General features: G+C 69.6%; 16 protein-coding genes and 1 tRNA gene. 11 read left to right on the top strand and 6 right to left on the bottom strand.

Annotation, left to right across the window (positions count from 1 at the left end; genetic code table 11):
• The first annotated feature begins 17 nt into the window (after positions 1-17).
• Positions 18-833, top strand: coding sequence for a metallophosphoesterase family protein (locus EKO23_RS06740; RefSeq protein ID WP_134715482.1), 816 nt, complete (start codon positions 18-20; stop codon positions 831-833).
• Positions 830-2,311, top strand: a complete 1,482-nt coding sequence (locus EKO23_RS06745) for a DUF7059 domain-containing protein (RefSeq protein ID WP_134715484.1) — start codon at positions 830-832, stop codon at positions 2,309-2,311. Before EKO23_RS06740 ends, EKO23_RS06745 begins: the two co-directional genes overlap by 4 nt.
• Here the strand turns inward: EKO23_RS06745 and EKO23_RS06750 are convergent.
• Positions 2,296-3,075 (bottom strand): hypothetical protein, encoded by a 780-nt coding sequence (locus EKO23_RS06750; RefSeq protein WP_134715486.1) that lies wholly within the window; start codon positions 3,073-3,075, stop codon positions 2,296-2,298. The genes EKO23_RS06745 and EKO23_RS06750 overlap by 16 nt on opposite strands.
• A gap of 139 nt (positions 3,076-3,214) precedes the next feature.
• Between EKO23_RS06750 and topA the strand changes: the two genes are divergently transcribed.
• From topA to EKO23_RS06780, 6 genes are all read left to right on the top strand, one after another.
• The gene (gene topA / locus EKO23_RS06755; RefSeq protein ID WP_134715488.1) at positions 3,215-5,905 is read left to right on the top strand and encodes a type I DNA topoisomerase; all 2,691 of its coding nucleotides are present in this window, start codon (positions 3,215-3,217) and stop codon (positions 5,903-5,905) included.
• A 98-nt stretch (positions 5,906-6,003) separates the two neighbouring features.
• Positions 6,004-6,414: a hypothetical protein gene (locus EKO23_RS06760; RefSeq protein ID WP_134715490.1), complete on the top strand. Its 411-nt coding sequence runs from the start codon at positions 6,004-6,006 to the stop codon at positions 6,412-6,414.
• Between the two features lie 51 nt (positions 6,415-6,465).
• Entirely contained in the window at positions 6,466-7,167 is a 702-nt protein-coding gene (gene tmk, locus EKO23_RS06765; protein ID WP_134715493.1) for a dTMP kinase, read from the top strand.
• Positions 7,164-8,330, top strand: coding sequence for a DNA polymerase III subunit delta' (locus EKO23_RS06770; protein ID WP_134715495.1), 1,167 nt, complete (start codon positions 7,164-7,166; stop codon positions 8,328-8,330). Before tmk ends, EKO23_RS06770 begins: the two co-directional genes overlap by 4 nt.
• Positions 8,327-9,901: an alpha/beta hydrolase gene (locus EKO23_RS06775; protein ID WP_246050940.1), complete on the top strand. Its 1,575-nt coding sequence runs from the start codon at positions 8,327-8,329 to the stop codon at positions 9,899-9,901. The genes EKO23_RS06770 and EKO23_RS06775 overlap by 4 nt, the downstream gene beginning before the upstream one ends.
• A gap of 55 nt (positions 9,902-9,956) precedes the next feature.
• A tRNA-Thr gene (locus EKO23_RS06780) sits at positions 9,957-10,032 on the top strand.
• Between the two features lie 14 nt (positions 10,033-10,046).
• On the opposite strand, the gene EKO23_RS06785 is transcribed toward EKO23_RS06780, so the two are convergent.
• From EKO23_RS06785 to EKO23_RS06805, 5 genes are all read right to left on the bottom strand, one after another.
• Positions 10,047-11,186: a tyrosine-type recombinase/integrase gene (locus tag EKO23_RS06785; protein WP_167880352.1), complete on the bottom strand. Its 1,140-nt coding sequence runs from the start codon at positions 11,184-11,186 to the stop codon at positions 10,047-10,049.
• Positions 11,183-11,368: a helix-turn-helix transcriptional regulator gene (locus EKO23_RS06790; protein WP_134715500.1), complete on the bottom strand. Its 186-nt coding sequence runs from the start codon at positions 11,366-11,368 to the stop codon at positions 11,183-11,185. The genes EKO23_RS06785 and EKO23_RS06790 overlap by 4 nt, the downstream gene beginning before the upstream one ends.
• Before the next feature lie 85 nt (positions 11,369-11,453).
• The gene (locus EKO23_RS06795; protein WP_175582669.1) at positions 11,454-13,076 is read right to left on the bottom strand and encodes a replication initiator; all 1,623 of its coding nucleotides are present in this window, start codon (positions 13,074-13,076) and stop codon (positions 11,454-11,456) included.
• Positions 13,077-13,358: 282 nt separating this feature from the next.
• A complete protein-coding gene (locus EKO23_RS06800; protein ID WP_134715502.1) occupies positions 13,359-14,699 on the bottom strand; it encodes an SMODS domain-containing nucleotidyltransferase in 1,341 nt (446 codons plus the stop codon).
• A 278-nt stretch (positions 14,700-14,977) separates the two neighbouring features.
• A complete protein-coding gene (locus EKO23_RS06805; protein WP_167880353.1) occupies positions 14,978-15,667 on the bottom strand; it encodes an SMODS-associated NUDIX domain-containing protein in 690 nt (229 codons plus the stop codon).
• Between the two features lie 696 nt (positions 15,668-16,363).
• Between EKO23_RS06805 and EKO23_RS06810 the strand changes: the two genes are divergently transcribed.
• From EKO23_RS06810 to EKO23_RS06820, 3 genes are all read left to right on the top strand, one after another.
• On the top strand, positions 16,364-17,473 hold the full coding sequence (locus tag EKO23_RS06810; protein ID WP_134715506.1) for an alpha/beta fold hydrolase: 1,110 nt from the start codon (positions 16,364-16,366) through the stop codon (positions 17,471-17,473).
• Complete coding sequence (locus EKO23_RS06815) at positions 17,470-18,597, top strand: caspase family protein (RefSeq protein WP_134715508.1); 1,128 nt, start codon at positions 17,470-17,472, stop codon at positions 18,595-18,597. Before EKO23_RS06810 ends, EKO23_RS06815 begins: the two co-directional genes overlap by 4 nt.
• The coding region (locus tag EKO23_RS06820; protein ID WP_217702508.1) for a hypothetical protein at positions 18,594-20,184 on the top strand (1,591 nt) is incomplete at its 3' end. The genes EKO23_RS06815 and EKO23_RS06820, both read left to right, overlap by 4 nt.

Genomic DNA, 20,184 nt, shown 5'->3' on the forward strand with positions numbered 1-20,184 from the left:
TGCGCGAGGATGCGGCCATGGCCACTCGGAACCGCCGGCTGGACCGGCTCGCCCTGATCTCGGACGTGCACGGCAACCTCACGGCCCTCGAGGCGGTGCTCGCCGACATCGACGCCCGCGGCATCGAGCGGATCATCAACCTCGGCGACTACGTGGGCAAGGGTCCGCGCGGCCGCGAGGTGGTCGATCTCTGCCGTGAGCGCTGCGAGGTCAACATGCTCGGCAACTGGGACGACTTCCTCCCCGACCCGACCCGGTCGTTCGACACCGACAGCCTGCGCTGGTGGCTCGACCAGCTCGGTCCCGGGCAGGGGGAGTGGCTGCGCGGACTCCCGTTCTCCCACGACCTGCTGATGAGCGGGCGCCGGATCCGGCTCTTCCACGCCTCCGAGGAGACCGTGCACCGGCGGGTCCGCTTCGACCACGACGAGGGCGAGTTCCTCGGCCTGTTCACCAACACCGCCGCCACCGGAGGCGGCCCGGTCCCCGACGTCGTCGGGTACGCCGACACCCACGACCCCTACTACGAGACCGACCGTGGCCGCCGCACCGTGTTCAACACCGGCAGCGTCGGCAACTGCATGGGCGACCCCACGCCGGTCTACGTGATCATCGAGGGCCTGCTCGACAGCAGCGACCAGGCGCCGTTCACGATCCAGTTCGTCCGCGTCCCGTACGACGTCGAGCACGAGCTCACGGTCGCGCGCGAGATGGGCATGCCCGAGCTGGAGGGCTACGAGCTCGAGCTCCGGCACGGCATCTACCGCCGCAACCTCGAGTCCGGCGAGGAGCCGGAGTACCACCGCCGCCAGCTGGTCGGGGCGCCGGCATGACCGCCCCGGACGTCGTCGACCGGTTCCGCGACGCGCTGGTCGCGGCGGGCTACACCTACGACGGGGTGGCGGCCGCGCTCGGGCCCGAGGCGCACGCGGCGCTGTCGCGCAACGAGACCGTCCCCGGCCTGCGACGTACGTCGGGCGGGTCGCCGCTGGAGACCCTCACCCGGCTGTTCCTGCTGCAGGGTCCGGTCGGGCTGGACCGGGCCGAGGCGGCGCTGCCCGGGCTGGTCGACCCGCTGTGCGCAGAGGGCCTGCTCGAGCGCTCGGTCGGCGAGGTCGCCGCCCGCCTGGACTGTCGGCCCTACTCCGAGGACGACACCGACCTCTGGGTGGTCAGCGACCTGACGCCGGGTCTCGACGGCGCGCCGAACCGGGTCGGCGCCGACCACGTGCTGGGCATCTCCTCGGCGTCCACGTCCCTGGCCCGGCTGACGATCCGCGAGCCGGTGCACCGGGCGCTCGACCTCGGCACGGGTTGCGGCGTCCAGGCGCTGCACCTCGCCGGGCACGCCGGCGCGGTGGTCGCCACCGACGTGAACGTGCGGGCGCTGCGCATCGCAGACCTCAACGCCCGCCTGAACGGCCTCGACAACATCCAGGTCCGCGAGGGGTCGTTCTTCGAGCCGGTCCGCGGCGAGACGTTCGACCTGATCGCCACCAACCCGCCGTTCGTGATCTCGCCGGCCACCGGCGAGCGGCTGGTCTATCGCGACTCCGGGCTCCCCGGCGACCGGGTGGTCGAGGACATCGTCCGTGGTGCGCCGGCCCACCTCACGGTGGGCGGCTGGTGCCAGGTGCTCGGCAACTGGGTCGTCGGGAAGGGCCGCCCGTGGGACGAGCGGCTGGCCGGGTGGGTCGAGCACTGCGACGCCTGGGTGGTGCAGCGCGAGGTGGTCGACCCCGCGACGTACGTCGAGATGTGGCTCAAGGATGCCGGCCACCACGGTGGCCCCGACTACCTCCGCCGCTACGACACCTGGCTCTCCTGGTTCGAGGACCAGCGGATCGAGGCGGTCGGCTTCGGGTGGGTCAACCTGCGCCGCACCGACGCGGAGCCGGTGGTCCGCCTCGAGGAGTGGCCGTACGACGTGGAGCAGCCGGTCGCGCCGGCGATCGCGGCCTGGGGCGCGGCCGTGGCCCACCTCCGCGACGTTGACGACGACGCGCTCGCGGCCCGGCACCTGGTCGCGCGCGCCGACGTGCGCCAGGAGACCGACGGCCGGCCCGGCGCCGAGGACCCGGAGACGATCGTGCTGCGCCAGCAGCGCGGACTGCGCCGGGCCCGCAAGGCCGACACCGTCGAGGCGGCCCTGGTTGGCGCCTGCGACGGCGACCTGTCGGTGGACGCCATCCTGGCCGCGCTCGCCGAGCTGCTCGGGCTCGACCCGGCGGAGGTCCGCGAGACCCGTCTGCCGGTGGTGCGCGAGCTGGTCGTCGAGGGCTTCCTCGAGACCGGTCAGGCCGGCGCGTAGTCGAGGCCGGACGCGTCGAGCGCCTCCCGCAGCCGGGCCAGCGCGAACGGCCCCACCCCGTGCAGCGCCGCCACCGAGGTCTCGGTGTGTCCGCGCAGCGACTCCAGCGACGTGATCCCGGCGGCGGTGAGCGCCCGCGACGCCGGAGCGCCGACCCGGGGGAGCGGCGTACCGCTGCGGGTGCCCGCGACCGCCTCGCCGCCGAGCACCGCGGCGCCGCGCGCGGACAGCAGGTAGCCGATGTCGAGCGACTGGGTGAGCCCCTTCTCCTTCAGCTTGCGCACGTCGCGCTTGAACTCCGCGGTCTCCCGACCCAGCCCGGCGGCCAGCTCCGGAGCACGGCGCCCGGGGTTGTCGCCGATGACCGCCAGCGTCTCCCGCGTCCACGGCCCGTACGGCGCGGCCGCGTCGAGGCGGTCCAGCCACGCCCGCAGCCGGGCCAGCTCCTCGTCGTCGGGCACCGCGTCGCGCAGCGCCTCGCGCGGGTCGGCGCCCGCGAACCGCAGCCCGACCCGCCAGACCGGGGTGTCCGGTCGGTGCGCCAGCGCGTCGACCAGGGCGTCCCGGGAGGCTGCCCCGGCCCGGCGCGCATCGTCCTCGGTGAGGCCGTCGAGGTCGACCTGGTCCACACCGGTGACCTCGACCAGACCGACGCCCGTGCGCATCCGCGTGCCCACCCGCACGCGGGGTCGATCCCACCGCCTGAAGGCGAGATCCACGTCCCCGCGGCGGATCGCGGCCAGCTCCGCGGGACGGATCATCATGGGCCCCAGTGGACCACACCGTGGGGTCTGCGCCGGGCCCGGAAAGGCTTCCCCGGCAGGGATCGTTGCCGGGACGCGCTACCGTAAGCCGCCGTAACCACCCGCTGGGACGGGTGAGAGCAGGGGAGCAGGAGTTTCAGTGGCACACAAGCTGGTCATCGTCGAGTCGCCCGCCAAGGCCCGCACCATCGCGGGGTACCTCGGCCAGGGCTATGTCGTCGAGTCCTCGATCGGCCACATCCGCGACCTGCCCAACAACGCGGCCGACACCCCGGCGAAGATCAAGGACAAGCCGTGGGGCCGGCTCGCGGTCGACGTCGAGAACGAGTTCACCCCCTACTACGTGGTGCCGCGCGACAAGCGTGACCACATCAAGAAGCTCAAGGGGCACCTCAAGGAAGCCGACGAGCTCTTCCTCGCCACTGATGAGGACCGCGAGGGGGAGGCGATCGCCTGGCACCTGCTCGACGAGCTGAAGCCGTCGGTCCCGGTGCGCCGCATGGTCTTCCACGAGATCACCAAGCCCGCGATCACCGCCGCGGTCGAGAACCCGCGCGAGCTCGACATGGACCTGGTCGAGGCGCAGGAGGCGCGCCGGATCCTCGACCGCCTCTACGGCTACGAGGTCAGCCCGGTCCTGTGGCGCAAGGTGATGAGCGGCCTGTCCGCCGGCCGCGTCCAGTCGGTCGCCACCCGCCTGGTGGTGGACCGGGAGCGCGAGCGGATGCGGTTCGTGGCCGCGTCCTACTGGGACCTCGAGGGCACCTTCGACGCCGGCTCCGGCCACGACCAGCGGATGTTCCCGGCCCGGCTGCACTCCGTCGACGGCGCCCGCGTCGCCCGCGGCTCCGACTTCGGCCAGGACGGCGCGCTCAAGAAGACCGGGGGCATCGTCCACCTGGACCGCCGGCGGGCCGAGGAGCTCGTCGCCGGCCTCCGCGACACGACGTACGACGTCCGGTCGGTGGAGTCGAAGCCCTACAAGCGGTCGCCGTACGCCCCGTTCCGGACCACCACCCTCCAGCAGGAGGCCAGCCGCAAGCTCGGCATGAGCGCGTCGGTGACCATGTCGGTCGCGCAGCGCCTCTACGAGAACGGCTTCATCACGTACATGCGTACCGACTCGACCACGCTCTCCGGCGCGGCGATCGGCGCGGCGCGCGACCAGGTGCGCGAGCTGTACGGCGCGGAGTACCTCCCCGACAGCCCGCGGACCTACACCTCCAAGGTGAAGAACGCCCAGGAGGCGCACGAGGCGATCCGGCCGGCCGGCGACAACTTCCGGACCCCGGCGCAGACCGGGCTGACCGGCGAGCAGTTCCGTCTCTACGAGCTGATCTGGATGCGCACCGTGGCCTCCCAGATGAAGGACGCCCTGGGCCAGTCGGTCTCGATCCGGTTCGGCGGGGCCGCGGCCGCCGGGGAGGATGTCGTGTTCGCCGCGTCCGGCCGGGTGATCACCTTCCACGGCTTCCTCAAGGCCTACGTCGAGGGCACCGACGACTCCGCCGCCGCGCGTGACGACCAGGAGACCCGGCTGCCGAACCTCTCCGAGGGCGACCGCGTGACCGCCGCCTCGCTCGCGGCCGACGGGCACGAGACCAAGCCGCCCGCCCGGTTCACGGAGGCGACGCTGATCAAGGAGCTCGAGGACCGCGAGATCGGCCGCCCGTCGACGTACGCCTCCATCATCGGCACCATCCTCAACCGCGGCTACGTCTACAAGAAGGGCACCGCGCTGGTGCCGGCCTGGCTGGCGTTCTCGGTGGTCCGGCTGCTCGAGGACCACTTCACCCGGCTGATCTCCTACGAGTTCACCGCGGGCATGGAGGACGTGCTCGACGACATCGCGGGCGGCCGCCGCGACCGCAACACCGAGCTCGCGGAGTTCTACTACGGCTCCGACACGGTCGAGGGCCTGCACCCGCTGGTCAACGGGCTCGGGGAGATCGACGCCAAGGAGCTCGCGACGTTCCCGATCGGCGGGGACGACTCCGGGATCGCGCTGCGGGTCGGCAAGTACGGCCCGTACCTCGAAGGCCCCGGCGACGACGGCGCGCCGGCCGGCAAGCGCGCCAACGTGCCCGACGACCTGCCGCCCGACGAGCTCACCCTGGCCAAGGCGAAGGAGCTGCTCGCGAACCCGGCTGGCGAGGAGATCGAGCTCGGCGTGCATCCCGACACCGGGCTGCGGGTGGTCGCGAAGAACGGCCGGTTCGGCCCGTTCGTCACGGAGCAGCTGCCCGAGGACGCGCCGAAGTCGGCGAAGCCCCGCACCGGCTCGCTGTTCAAGTCGATGTCGCTGGACACGGTCACCCTCGACGACGCCGTGAAGCTGCTGTCGCTGCCGCGCGTGGTCGGTGTCGACGAGGACGGCCAGGAGATCACGGCCCAGAACGGCCGCTACGGTCCGTACCTCAAAAAGGGCACCGACTCCCGCTCCATCGACGCCGAGGAGCGGCTGCTGACGATCACGCTGGAGGAGGCGCAGCGGATCTACGCGCAGCCGAAGCAGCGGGGCCGGGCGGCCGGGGCGGCGCCGCTCAAGGAGCTGGGCAACGACCCGGTCTCCGGGCAGCCGGTCGTGGTCAAGGCGGGCCGGTTCGGCGAGTACGTCACCGACGGCGAGTACAACGCGACCCTGCGCAAGGACGACTCCGTCGAGGACATCACCCTCGAGCGGGCCGCCGAGCTGCTCGCCGAGCGGCGCGCCAAGGGCCCGGCCAAGAAGGCGTCGAAGCGTGGCGCGAAGAAGGCGACCGCCAAGAAGACGACCAAGAAGTCGGCCGCCAGGAAGACCACGAAGAAGGCGGCGGCCAAGAAGTCCTGACCCGTCGGTCGGGTTCGGGGGAACCGCTCCGGAGCACCGGTCCAGATCACCGGATCCTGCCGTGGTTGCCCGGTCGTCGCGTGCGGCACGGTGGGGTCATGAGCGACCGGCCGCGGCTGCCCGCCCTCGCGCGCTGGTCCGCGGCCGCCGTGGTGGTGCCGCTGACCGTGGTGCTCACCTTCGCCAGCGTCTTCGAGTTCGGTTCGCACTGCCCGAGCGGCGGCGGTGCCGCTGCCGACCCGGCCACGCCGCAACGTGAGCTCTGCGCCCAGGCCACCGGCGCCACCAACCCCGGGGACGTGCTGATCACCGTGGTCTCGCTGCTCGTCGGGTCGTTCCTCGTGGCCCTGCTGCTGCGCTCGCGGCGCTGGCTCGGCCTGCTGCTCGTGGGCGCCCTGTGCGTGGCCACGCCGGTGGCCGCGCTCGTCGTGATGCTGGCGGCACCCACGGAGTGCGCGGCGGCCCAGCAGCGCGTCGGCGGCGACTGCGCGTCCAGCGGGCAGGAGTGAGCGGGCGGTTGCCGACACCCGACGTGGGTGACGCACCTTAGGGTGTACGCCGTGACCCCGCCCCTCGACGTACCTCCCGGCCCGCACGACCACGCGTGGCCCGGCCGCTGGTCCGACGACGGGGTCTTCGTCTGCTTCGAGGGCGGCGAGGGTGCCGGCAAGTCGACCCAGTCCCGGCTGCTCCGGGAGTGGCTGGAGGCCGAGGGCTACACCGTGCTGCTCACCTTCGAGCCGGGCGACACCGAGGTCGGCCGCAAGGTCCGGCAGATCGTGCTCGACCCGGCCACCGGCGACCTCGCGCACCGCACCGAGGCCCTGCTCTACGCCGCCGACAAGGCCGAGCACGTCGAGACCGTGGTGCGTCCGGCGCTGGACCGCCGGGAGGTCGTGGTGACCGACCGCTACGTCGACTCCGCGCTGGCCTACCAGGGCGCCGGCCGCGACCTCGCCTTCGACGACGTCGTGTGGGTCAACCGGTGGGCCACCGCCGACCTGCGCCCGCACCTGACCGTGGTGCTGGACCTCGAGCCCGAGCATGGGCTGGGCCGCTTCGACGAGCGCGACCGGATCGAGGGGGAGTCGGTGGAGTTCCACCAGCGGGTGCGCGCGAAGTTCCTCGAGATGGCCGGCGCCGATCCCGACCACTACCTCGTGCTCGACGCCCGCGCCCCGGTGGCGGAGATCGCCGACGCCGTCCGGGCGCGGGTCGCCCCGCTGCTGGAGCGAGCCGCACGGCGAGAGGTGCACGCATGACCGCGGCGACGAGCAGCGTGTGGGGCGGCCTGGTCGGCCAGAAGCCGGTCGTGCAGGCGCTCTCGGCCGCGGTCGGTGGCCACGGCATGAGCCACGCCTGGCTGTTCACCGGGCCGCCCGGCTCGGGGCGCTCCAATGCTGCGGTCGCGTTCGCGGCCGCCCTGCAGTGCGAGGTGGGCACCGGCTGCGGCGTCTGCCACGCCTGCCACACCGTGCTGGCCGGATCCCACGCCGACGTCTCCCTGGTCCGCACCGAGAAGCTCTCCATCGGCGTCGACGAGGTCCGGGCCCTGGTCCGCAGCGCCGCGCTGGCGCCGGTCGGCCGCAAGTGGCAGATCCTCATCGTCGAGGACGCCGACCGGCTCACCGACCAGGCCTGCAACGCACTGCTCAAGGCGATCGAGGAGCCCACCGACCGCACCGTCTGGATCCTCTGCGCGCCCACCGTCGAGGACGTGCTCCAGACCATCCGTTCCCGCTGCCGGCTGGTCACGCTCAGCACGCCCACCGCGGCCGAGGTGGCGGACTTCCTGGTCCGCTCCGACGGCGTGGCCGAGCCGCTGGCCTGGCTGGCCGCCCGTGCCAGCCAGGGCCACATCGGCCGGGCCCGGGCCCTGGCCCGGGACGAGGCCACCCTGCGCCGGAGGCGCGACGTGGTGGCGATCCCGGTCGGCCTGACCTCGCTGGGGGCGTGCATGACCGCGGCCGCCAACCTGCACGACGGCGCCAAGGAGGAGGCCGAGCAGATCACCGGCGAGCTCGACGCCGCAGAGAAGGCCGACCTCGACGCGTCGTACGGCGTGGTGGAGCGGGGCCGTCGCCCGCGCGAGTACGCCCCCGCCCTGGCCGCCCTCGAGCGCGGCCAGAAGATCCGCGCCAAGCGGCGGGTGCTCGACGTGGTCGACCGCGGGCTGATGGACCTGGTCTCGGTCTACCGGGACGCGATCGCGCTCGGGACCGGCGCCGGCACCGGCCTGGTCAACGAGGAGCTGCGGCGCGACCTCGAGCGCTTGGTCAAGGTGACCACACCGGAGGAGAACCTCCGCCGGATCGAGGCGGTCTTCACCGCCCGCGAGCAGATGCTGGAGTTCAACGTCCCGGCGCCTTTGGCACTGGAAGCCATGATGGTGACCCTGCGTCTGCCCGAGGGGAGTCGTCCGTGACGCGTCCGACCAACCCGGTCGCCCTGCTCGTCGCCGCCCTGATGACGCTGCTGCTCGCCCTCACCGGCTGCTCCTTCCTGGGCGACGACTCGGCCGCGCTCGGCCCCGCTGCCACGCCCAGCGCCGGGGCGCCGACCTCGGAGGCGCCCACCGGTGATGCCCGGAAGGCGCCGGACCCGGCCCTCCAGAGCTTCTACGACCAGAAGATCTCCTGGAAGCCGTGCGACGACGGCAACCAGTGCGGCTCGCTCGAGGTGCCGCTCGACTACGCCGACCCCGGTGGCAAGACCATCGAGCTGACCCTGCTGAAGAACCCGGCCGAGGGCAAGCGGGCCGGCAACCTGGTGGTGAACCCGGGCGGCCCGGGCGCGCCGGGCACCGACTACGCCAGGAACGCCGGCTTCGCGTTCGGCGCTCCGCTGCGCGACGCCTTCGACGTGATCGGGTTCGACCCGCGCGGCACCGGCGGCAGCGACCCGGTCGACTGCCTGAGCGACCGTGACCTCGACGGCTACCTCGCGGTCGACCCCGACCCCGACACCCCGGCCGAGGCCTCCGACCTCCAGGGCTGGATCGACGCGATCGGCCAGGGCTGCACCGACAAGTCGGGGGCGCTCGCCGCGCACATCTCGACCGCCGAGGCGGCCCGCGACATGGACGTGCTGCGCGCGGCTCTGGGCGACGAGACGCTGACCTACCTCGGGGCGTCGTACGGCACGAAGCTCGGGGCGACGTACGCCGAGCTGTTCCCGAAGCGTGCCGGCCGCCTGGTCCTCGACGGCGCCGTGGACCCCTCGCTGTCGAGCCGCGAGTCGAGCCTCGGCCAGGCCCGCGGGTTCCAGCGGGCGCTCGACGCGTACGTCGACGACTGCCTCGAGGGCTCCGACTGCTTCCTCGGCCACACCCGGCAGGAGGGGCTGGACCGGATCTCCGGCTTCCTCGACGACGTCGACCGCCAGCCGATCAAGGTCGGCTCGCGCGAGCTGACCGTCGGCAACGCGTTCTACGGGATCGTCACCCCGCTCTACAACCAGGACTACTGGGACTCCTACCTCACCCCGGCGCTGAAGCAGGGCTTCGAGGGCAACGGCACCATGCTGCTGGCGCTGTCCGACGTCTACGCCTCGCGCGGCGGCGACGGGTCCTACGAGAACAACTCCTCCGAGGCGTTCTACGCGATCAGCTGCCTCGACGACTCCACCTCGGTCCCGCTGTCGAAGGTGCCGGCCCAGTTCCCGGCGTTCGAGAAGGCCTCGCCGACGTTCGGCAAGGTCTTCGCCTGGGGCCTGGCCGGCTGCGCCGGCTCCGAGGCGCCCGAGTCGACGGGCGTCGGCCCCATCGACGCCGCCGGCGCCCCGCCGATCCTCGTCGTCGGCACCACCCGCGACCCCGCCACGCCGTACGAATGGGCCCAGGCGCTCGCCGCCCAGCTGAAGTCCGGCGTCCTCGTCACCCGCGACGGCGACGGCCACACCGGCTACAACATGGGCAACCAGTGCGTCGACGACACCATCGAGACCTTCCTGATCGACGGCACCGCCCCCGCCGGCGACAAGGACTGCGGGTCCTGATTTCCGGCCCGCCCGACCGGGGCCCTACACTCTTCCCTCGTGCCCACGGGCACGCGCCGCCTTAGCTCAGTCGGTAGAGCGATTCACTCGTAATGAATAGGTCGTCGGTTCGATTCCGACAGGCGGCTCCACCCATTTCCGCAGGTCAGAGGCCAGATGCCTCGTCCGCGTTCTTGTCATTCTCGCCCTTCACCGGCGTCGGTGCCCCCGTGGTGCCCCCGAGCTTCTCGGCCGCCGCCCACAGGTTGTGGTCGATCAGGTGCCCGTAGAGATCCATGGTCATCGCCGCCGAGGCGTGCCCCAGGATCCGCTGCACCACCTTCGGGTCCGCGCCGGCGCCCAGCCAGAGCGAGGCGCACGTGTGCCGCAGGTCGTGCACTCGGAACGTCGGCCGTCCGATCGCCTGGCACGCGGCTGTCCACCCGACCGCGCGCTTCCAGTTTGCCTCGCCGAGCGGACCGCCCCGCGGAGCGCCGAACAGCCAGTCGCTGCCCTGCTTGTCATGGGTCCAGGCGTCGACCAGCGGGACGAGCTCCGCGACCAAAGGGACGGTTCGTGACCGCTTGCCCTTCAGGGTGTCGACGAACAGCTCGCCACCCTTGCTGCTCGCGAGCACCGACCGTTGCAGCCGGAAGCCCGGCCCGGGCACGGCGATCCGGTCGCCGACCTGGAGGCCCGCCAGCTCACCCCAGCGCAGCCCGGCCAGCCCGAGCACCCGAACGACGTCGGCGTAGACGCCGCGACAAGCCGTGGACAGCGCGTCGAGCTCGTCTCGTGTGAGGAACTGCCCCTCACGGCGCACATGGCCAGCCGTCGGAGCCCGCACGGACGCGGCCGCGTTTTGGCTGACCCGTCCATCCGCCACGGCATAGGCCAGGATCGAACGGAGCGTCGCGAGGTAGCGGCTGGCGGTCGAGGGGGAGATGCCGCCGGAGACCAGCCCGCCAACCCAGTTCGCGATCTCGGCCGGCGTGATCGAGGCGACCGGAGCGTCTCCGAAGCGGGCCTCGATGCGGCTTCCCCACGCCGCCCGGTCGGCCTCCCGGGTCTTCCGTTTCACCGAGTGGCGAGAGGCGAACCAGTCGTCAGCCACTGTCCGCAGTGGCACCCGGCCGCGCCGCGGGTCGATCCACTCCCCGAGCCGCAATCGGCGGGTCTGCTCCTGCTCCCAGATCAGCGCGTCGTTCTTGCGGTCGAACACCTGGGTCGCGACCTCACGGCCGTGGTGCTTCACCCGAGCCCGGTAGCGCACCCGACCGGCCTTGACATACCGCTGGACGCTCACCTCAGCGATCTCTCACGCTGGTCCTCCGCCCAGGCCCGGACGTCGGCGGCGTCCCACACCAGCCGGCGGCCCACCTTCATCGCCGGCGCGAAGCGGCCCTCCTGCCGCAGCCAGCGGATCGTCGGCACCGGCACTCGCAGGTACCGGGCTACCTCCTGCAGGTTCATCAGCTCGTTCGTCATCGCTTCTCCTTCCGTCGTGCCTTCCGCCGTTGTCACCGGGCCCGCGGCCTCCCGCCACCCGAGGGTCCGGTCGCCTGCCTGCCCGTCAAGGGCACTTCGTGTCACTGCGTGATTCGCTTCGCTCACCCTTGACCGCCAGACAGGCGACCGATGCGGGCTGGCTATCGGGAGGCCGCGGGGGAGTGGTTGCCGAACGGTTGTCCACAGGCCCGGCGCGGGCCGGGTCGTCGAGTCGCCGGCGTGCCTCCTCGTACTCGGCTCGCCACCGTTTCGCCTGGGCGATCGAGAGCAGCACCGTCGTCGCGTACGACGCATCACCGGCCGGCACCGGCTTCCACACGTAGCGAGGAAGCCCGTCCTCAGCGAGCACGTCAGCCCCGATGCGATCCGTGGACGGAGCCTCGATGCCGGCCGCCGCCAGCACCTCACGGACCACGGTGGCACGGTCGGCCTTGTGCTCGGCCAGCGTCTTGCCCGACCACGCGCGGGAGACCTGGACACGGCGGCCGCCGATGCCGAGGTGCTCGCGATCGTGCGCCTTGTTGCCGCACATGCCCGGCACCAGACCCGTGCCCGGATTCCTCGGCTCGATGCCGTAGCGGATCCAGTTGCTGCACTCCGGAGAGCACGGCAGCCAACGCACCTCGCGGTGCAGCCGATCGATGTGGGCCTCGTACGCGGGGTTCACCGCCTCGAGGTCGGGATTTGCGTAGGCCTCCGCGACGGCCTTGGCGAGATACTTGGTGAGGTACCGGATCGTCCGGTCAGCGTCCCGGCTCGGAGCGACGATGCCCTTGATGTCGAGCTGGCTCCCGAACCGCATTACCATCGCCGGCTCCGCATCGGGATCCGCCTCGAGCTGGTCGAGCGCCTCCTCCCACGACATCAGTGGCACCCCGGCGTCGTCCTCGACTCGGCTGGTCCGCGGGTTCCATGCCGGCAGCGACTCTGGGTCGGCGAACACGGGCGTGTCGAACGGCGGCCACCACAGCTGCAGGTACGTCGCCCTGGTCACCGTCCGGAGCACCCGTCGCGGGATGGCGCCCCGGATCGCCAGGTGCATGTGCGGCGCCAGCCGACGCTGCGGCTCGATCGCCCCGAAGTACTGCACCCGGAACGCGGCGCACCGCCGCAGGTTCTGCATCCACCGGTCGAACAGCTTCGGGAAGTGCAGGGCCTCCAGAGCCGCCCGCCGGTAGTCGTACGCAGCCGGCCGCGCCGGCGTACCGGTGCCCGGGACGATGCGACCGTAGGAACCCAGGGTCAGTGTGACGAACATCGACGGCCGGTAGGTCCTCCCGTCCGGAGCCGTGAACGTCCGGCCCACGCTGCGATCCTCGCCCGGCACACGAGGCAGGTCCGCGACATCCTGGCGACGCCGGGTCGACCGCACCCGGCGTTCGCGAACATCCGGGTCGGTGTCGTCGCTATCGGCATCGTCGCCGCTGCCCCGGTCGTCGTCGAGCGGATCCTCCGCGAGGTGCCAACCCTCGGCACACTGTTGCATCCGCAACCGCCGAGCCTTGTCCGCGCAAGGCGAGCACACCGACTCCCGCGTCGAGCCGCACGGCAGCGTCACCTGCTCGATCGCGCCGGTCTGCCGGTCTGTGACCCTGCGAAGAATCGGCCGAACGCACACCCCAAGCTTGGCCGCTGCCTCACCGACCGCCTCGGCCGTGAGAACCCGTCCCAACCCGGCCGCCGTCATCCGCTCCCGAGACGCCATGACATTCACCGTGACCCTCCAACGGAGAGGACACAAGCGCCGCCAGTCAGAAGCATGGAGGGCAAGTCGGTGCAGGCCGGTGCAGGCCGGAAGGGGATCAGCGGCGCCCCGTGCAGCGCGGTGCAAGGCCGTGCATTGCCGTTGCAGTCAGCGATTCAAGAAAGTCACTGAAATTCTCGTATCCGAGACTGCTCGACTCACCGGTGCCCCGCTTCGGCGGTCGCGGCCGAAGTTCTCCGCCGCGTCATACCCAGAATGACGCCATCAGATGACGATGACGTCTTGGCGACTTCTAGCGACGCAGACGCCGTTCTTCACGATCATGGCTTCGACATAATGATGGCCGACGTATGACGTGGACTCGACCCAGCTGCGCGAGCCAGTGTCCTTATGGATGTCACCGCGTAGTGAATTTGCCTGCTCAGCTTCCTCGCCGTAGTTGCGGATCTTCCAGTACACGTCGTAAGGCTCAGGGATGTTCGATTGCTCGAGCTTGAACTTCAGACTCCGGTGTTTGCCGACCCGATCGCCACGTTTCGGCAACGCACCGTCGCGGAAGCCCTTCCGCGGCGCGACATATCCCACGGTCTTGAACCGGTAATCTGGATTGAGCCGCTCCGGAATGTTGAAGTCGCGATCGAGGAAGCGTTCCGACATCGGAACAAGCGACTTCGTGGACGATGCGGCCGTCAGGCTGGCGGACTCGGCGAGAGTGCCGAAGTCGTCCCCAAGCAGGTCGCGCCAGAGCTTCACGGCGTTGCTGTAATCGGTCTCGTCGCACGCCTCCCCAATCTTGGCGGCGTAGGAAGTGAACACCGTCCTGAAAGTCCTGTAGTTCTCGTCCTTCCAACGGTCAGCCAGGTCCCGACCGGTACCAGGGTCCTTGATGTACGGGGCCGTGAACGGGTGGGCGGCGATCTGGACTGCCAACTCTTCCGAGAGAGTTCGCAGGGTATTGGCGACGTTCCTGTAGGCGTCAGGGTCGAGAATCTTTGCACTTTCGCTCACGTGGTACGCGATCGCGGCGGTCAGTGTGACTGAGGGGATCGTGTAGCGAGTCTTGTGGTCTCTCAAGTATTTGAGGAGCCGAACAACCTTGACCAGGTTCCCGCCTGTGATCCGGTTCTTCTCCTCCAGCCACTCGGTGAAGTCGTCTGGGGCAGCCAGTTCAAACTCGTCGGTGATCCTGTGGGTTACGTACGTGAAACCAGACCGAGTGACGAAGGGGACCACGTCGACATGGAAGTCTCCGGAGTAGTCGATGGTTACGCATCGCCCCCCGCGCCTACGCATGGTCTTGTATGTCGCGCTGCGACCGAAGGCCTCGTACAGCGTCTGGACGTAGTCCTTTGCTGCCCACCCATCGACCTGTTCCATCGGGATGAGAACGTCCGCGTCGAACTCCTTGTTGCCGACGGGCTTGATGATCGTTCCATGCGCAAACGAACCCTGCGGCACCAGTTCGGTTACGTACTCACCAAACAGTTCATCGCCGATCAGGAAGTTCTCGATGGCGGCGACCCGCTGGGAGAGCAGGTTCAGTCGGGTCTGGTTGAGGTTGACCTTGTCTTTCAGGAACGCCTTGAAATCGTTGGCTCGGCTCACCTTTCGTCAGAACCCCCACATCATTCCTTGCGGACCCCACTGGATCCGATTCGATTCCAGTAGCGGTCCGAAGGCGTTCGAACCGCTACCACTCTAGCGATGCCGCGACACAGATCGATCGATCGGCGCCCGCCGTCGATCCACTGACATCAGTCCCGTAACGCGTGTCAGAGAATGGCGACACCCGACCGCGGGGATGCGTCCATTGCGGAGCGGCCACTGAGTCGCTTGTCCTCAATTGACCCGAGCGAATAGGTGACGATGGGGCACAACTCGGCTTAGATCGTCCACTCTGCTGTCTCTGCAATCCGAATTGGCTGGTCTGCCGAGCCAGATGTGGCTCCTCGTCGCCGAATCTGATCCTCGGTCGCCCATAGGTAGCGCGGATCAGGTTGGGACTTCAGGTTCCGCAAGTGGGTGAGCTGTTCGGGCGTCGGCAGCAGTTCAAGGATGTCCGCCACGAGCAGTTCCTTGCTCTCGGCCCACGGAGAATAACGGAGCGGGTGGTAATAGCGCCTCACGACGTCATACTTGACGAAACGGAACGCTTTCCCAGGCAGGATCCCGGTCGCGACCAGCTCCTCGAAGAACTCGCGCCAGCCATCAGCCTCGCGCCCGCGCCCCTCTTCGAACCAACGCACGAACGCCATCAAGTTCCGGCCGGGCACACGGATTCGAAGGTCCCCTTCGCTTACTTCGTCGGGGACCAAAAGGTCGTCGTCGAGCACCTTGAGTTCGTTGCGACGGCCAGACGACGACGCATGTGCCTTATAGACACCCCCCACGGGCTGGTACTGATCGAATCGCTTCCCCTTGACGAGCAGGTACTGGTTGTCGACGCGAATCCGATACAGGTACGACGCCGAGACTCGGACCCGCGCCCGCCAGGTGAGCAATGAATACCACGCGATCCTCAAGTGCTGGCCATGCACGAGGGCGGTGTCAATCAAGGGGATCGCGAAGCCCACGGCTAGGCCGCTCGCCACAGCAAATGCTCCGCCGTCGGGGTCCGATAGCAGCATCGCAACAATCGACAGCAGCAGCCCTGTTGAGTAGACCAATAGTCGGGACATAACTTCCTCAGCGATGGTTTTCGCATTACGGAGCGCCGGCCGAGCGTCCGTTGCTTCTAAAGGAATGAAGCGGCGTGGCGTGCGTATTCAAGCATCGGCTCGTACCGGGCGCCGCACTGGACTCCCACTATGCATATTCACAGTGTCGTAGCTGACCGCCTGTCGTCGTCCTGCACCACAACCGAATCCTGGGCCACCGCCTGTCGCGGCGTCTCATGGGTGACCGCCCCCGGCCCGTCGATCAGAGCCCCCTGTCGACTAGGTCGAGTCCTCCGCAATGAGGTTGAGCTGCGGGCGTGATGCGCCACCCGTCGCTGGTGCACCCTCCAGATGCGTCCGCGTCGCCGACCCCTCGGCCGGTCAGTCTTCGGCTGGCCATTCTTCGCAAACATGGCAGAGACAGGGCGGCCCAAGCGAGGGACTCGAGGTCAATCGTCGGTCGCACAATCCGAACGATCGACTCGGCGTGCAGGTCGATTGTGGACAGGGGCCCTGGCTGGCGGCACGATTGAGGGGCGGAAGGGGCTCGGAGTGCCGCTCGTTATGGTTCATGGCGTCAGTACCAGGGACTCGCCTGCCTATCGGAGCGGGGTGAACAAGCAGCGCGACATGCTCGCCGGACTCGGGCTGCGGGGCCTGGCATCCACCCCCACGATCCTTCACCCATACTGGGGAGGCGAGGGAGCCAAGCCGGCGTGGGGCGGCGCCTCGTTGCCGGACGGCAGCTACGAGTCGTTCGGGGCCGGCGACCAAGTGGCCGCGCTCGTGGAAGAGGTCGCTCCAGGACTGGAGGGACCGAACCCGCTGCTCACCTTGGCACGTAGGGACCTGATCATCGCGGTCGACCTGCTGTGGGTGCTCGTCCCGCCCGACCGCTCGAACGCGGAGGTCGCCGAACTCGGCGCGAAAGCCGGTACATACGCGGAGGCGAAAGGTCGACCCGGCTGGCTGGACGAGGTCACCAATGATCAGCAGTTCCTCACCCGCCTCGCCGTGGAGGTAGATGCATGGCAGCCGCAGGCTACCTCGCCTGTCGCCGCCACCGAATGGGAGTCCTTCGGCGTGGCCGACGTGTGGGATCGTGTTCGAGAGGGCGCCAGCAGGCTGGTGTCGACCCCCTCCCGGGTGGTGGGATCCGCGGCAGTAGCCGCCGGGCGGGCCAAGGCCCAGAGCGCGGTCGCACTATTCCTTGGAGATGTGTTGATCTACCTCGACCGGCGGGATGACAACGCCGGCAGGCCCGGCCCGATCACCCAGGTCGTCATCGACGCCGTGGACCAGGCGCTCGACGCGGTGACCCCCGCCGACCCACACCTCGTGCTCATGGGGCACTCGATGGGGGGCAACATCCTCTACGACATCCTGACGCACTACCGACCCAACCTCAGCGTCGACGCCCTCGTCACCGTCGGCTCCCAGGTACCGTTCTTCGAGGAGCTCAAGCTCTTCCAATCGAGCGATGCCAGCATCCCGTCGCCCACCATCGTGAAACAGGCACTCCGGTCAGGAATTCGGCACTGGCTCAACATTTTCGACCGCCAAGACATCCTCAGTTTCTCGGGTCGGGCAATTTTCGATCGGATCGAGGACCTCGACTATTCCACCGGCGCCAGCGTCCTTGGTGCCCACACGACGTACCTGGAACGGCCCTCGTTCCACCGCCGCCTCAACGAGCGCCTGCACGCGGCACTGGTGCCATGACGACCGTCCATGAGGTTGCGGGTGCCGGGCCGGGCACCCACGCCCTGGTGATCGGGGTCGGCTCGTACGACCATCTCCTCGGCGGTTCCCACACGTTGCTGGACAACCCGTATGGGCTGGGCCAGCTCGGCTCGCCCTCGATCTCTGCTTTGAGCGTCGCGGAATGGCTGCTCAACGAGCTCTACAACCCGGCGGCGCCACTGGCATCCCTTGAATTGCTGATCTCGGCCCCCACGCCAGCGGTCGTGGCAACGCCCAACGGGCCCATGACCATCGAACCTGCCACGATGACCAACATCGCCAATGCGGCATCCCGGTGGTTCGCCCGTGCCGACGCGCACGCGGAGAACGTCGCCGTCTTCTACCACTGCGGCCATGGCCTTGAGAGCGCGGACCTGGCCTTGCTGGCACAGGACTTCGGGGCTCCGGGTGGCGCCCCCATCAGGCCCTGGGAGTTCGCGTACAACTTCCACCGCACCTACAGAGGTATGGCGCAGTGCAAGGCCCGCGGGCAGTTTTACTTCATCGACGCCTGCCGCCAGGTATCGGCCGACGTCCTCTCTTTCGACGGCCGAGACCTCCAGGTCCTGGTCGCACCCAAGCTGCGAGGCAGCAACTTAAGAAGCGCCCCCATCCTTTACGCGTCGGCGCGGGAGTCACGGGCCTTCGCTCAGACGGACGGTGTCTCCCGATTCACGGAGGCGTTGCTCGCGGCATTGTCCTCCAACGGCACGGAGCGACGCGGGGGAATCTGGCGGGTATCGAGCGAGATCCTTGGTCGAGCTGTCCTCGCGAGGATCCAGCTCGGCAACCTGCCCGGTATCCCTGAACAACTGTGTGTCGTCGACGGCGAGTCCGCAGGGCCAGTGACCCTGCACAGCCTCAACGGCAACCCGCAGATACCCGTACATGTGAGGGCGGCCACTGCACCGCCCACCACCTCCCTCGAGTTCCGGCGGAGCGGCGAGACGGTATCGGGCACCACGCTGGTCGGGCCTCCGCCGTGGCGGCACGACGTGCCGGCGGGAACGTACACCATCGTGGCCCGGGACGGAGCGGCGACGATCGCCGACCTCGGAGAGGACTGGATCCTGCCCCCGGTCTACGAGCGGGAGCTCACGTGACCCGCATCGAGATGCGCCTCGAAGGGCTCCCCGATCTGCACGCATTCGTCGAACTCGTGGGGCCGGACCTCGACACCCGGAAGATGCGGCTCACGTCTGCGGAGTCGGCGTCGATCGAGGTCGTCCCCGGCGAAAACCTCGTGCGCACGCATTGGTCAAACGGACGCACCGATCAACAGGTCATGTCTGTCGGAGACGAACCGGAAGAGTGGATCCTCGAGCAACCCGACTCGGTGATCCCAGGACTTCTGCAGCTCGGCGATCCGATCGAGGTCACCGTTCGTCCACCCGCACCTTGGAATATTGGGGATGCCGCGGACTTCGAGTTGCGGCTCGAGCCTGCCACCAAGCCATCCAGGGACTTCGCCGTTCGCATGCAAGAGGCGTTGCCCACCGCCGACCACGCACCCTCTTTGCCCGAGACCCTGGAACTCTGGCGTCGCGAGTCCGACCGGTCCTGGGTGCCGGTGCCCCTGGATTCCTTGGCCCGGCCTATTGACGCAGGAGTTGAGTTCGAGCTTGCGGTCGGCGAAGGGCTGCACGTCATCAAGGCTGGCGGGCAGGGAGTGCACCAGTTCGTCTCTCTGCCGTCGGAGCGGTCGGTCGTCGGCATCCGCTGGTCCTCGGACGGTGGGACGCCCACGATTCGGGTCGATGCCCGCACGGCCGACCCCGAGGTCGAGGCGTTGCGGGGCTTCCTCGCCCGCGGGGAGATCGAAGTGGCCCGAGCTCTTGCCGCGGGCGCGCTGGCCGAACGCCTGTTGCAGGCCAAGGTCGCGGCCCCCCGCATCGCCGCCCTCGGGGCATACGCACTTCTCCGGTTGGGGGACCTGGAACGCCTGCATAACTGGCCCGACAACCTGACGCGGTGGAAGCCGTGGCTCCCCGATGGCCCGGTCATCGCGGCGTGGCAGCGGCTGCGCTCTCCTGAACCCGACTACGAGGAGGCGTGTGCCCTGCTACTGGAGGCCGAGACACGAGGAATCCCCGTCTACACCGAGGGTGTACGGCTCCTAAAGGATGGCTTGGACGTGTTCGACACGGACGAGCGCGACTGGCACGTCCACGAAGCTGCACGTCGGGTTGAGGCCTTCGCGCAGGCGTTGGCCTGGGATAAGTCCGAGACGACCTACTTCGGCATTGGCCCACAGCAACCCCGCGCAGCCGTCGCGGACAACACCCTGGACCTCCTTGAGAGCGAGCTGACCTCCCTCGAGCTTAGGGAGGCCAAGGACCTCGTCGACGCCGCCCCGTCCCTACGTGGCCCGCGCATCCGGATCACGGAGGCACCGGAGCCGCGCCACGGCCGCGAGACCTTCTTCATCGAGGGGGAGGGGGTGGTCGGCGACGAGGCCTCCGACCTCGGTGCCGCGCCGGCACCCCCGACCACGCCACCGCCTGGTACGACGGCGCGCGCGGCGGCCGCGGCGCCGGTGCCGGACTTCCGCTTCTCGCGCATGGGGCCCGTCGGCAAGAAGGTCGGCGGTCCCATCCGCAGGAAGGTCGCGGTCGCGATGACGAGCGCCCCGATGACCCAGAGCACGATCCCCGCCGGCTACACCTACCTCGGCCAGTTCGTCGACCACG

This window comes from Nocardioides guangzhouensis, from assembly GCF_004519545.1.
In the GTDB taxonomy this organism is placed as follows: domain Bacteria; phylum Actinomycetota; class Actinomycetes; order Propionibacteriales; family Nocardioidaceae; genus Nocardioides; species Nocardioides guangzhouensis.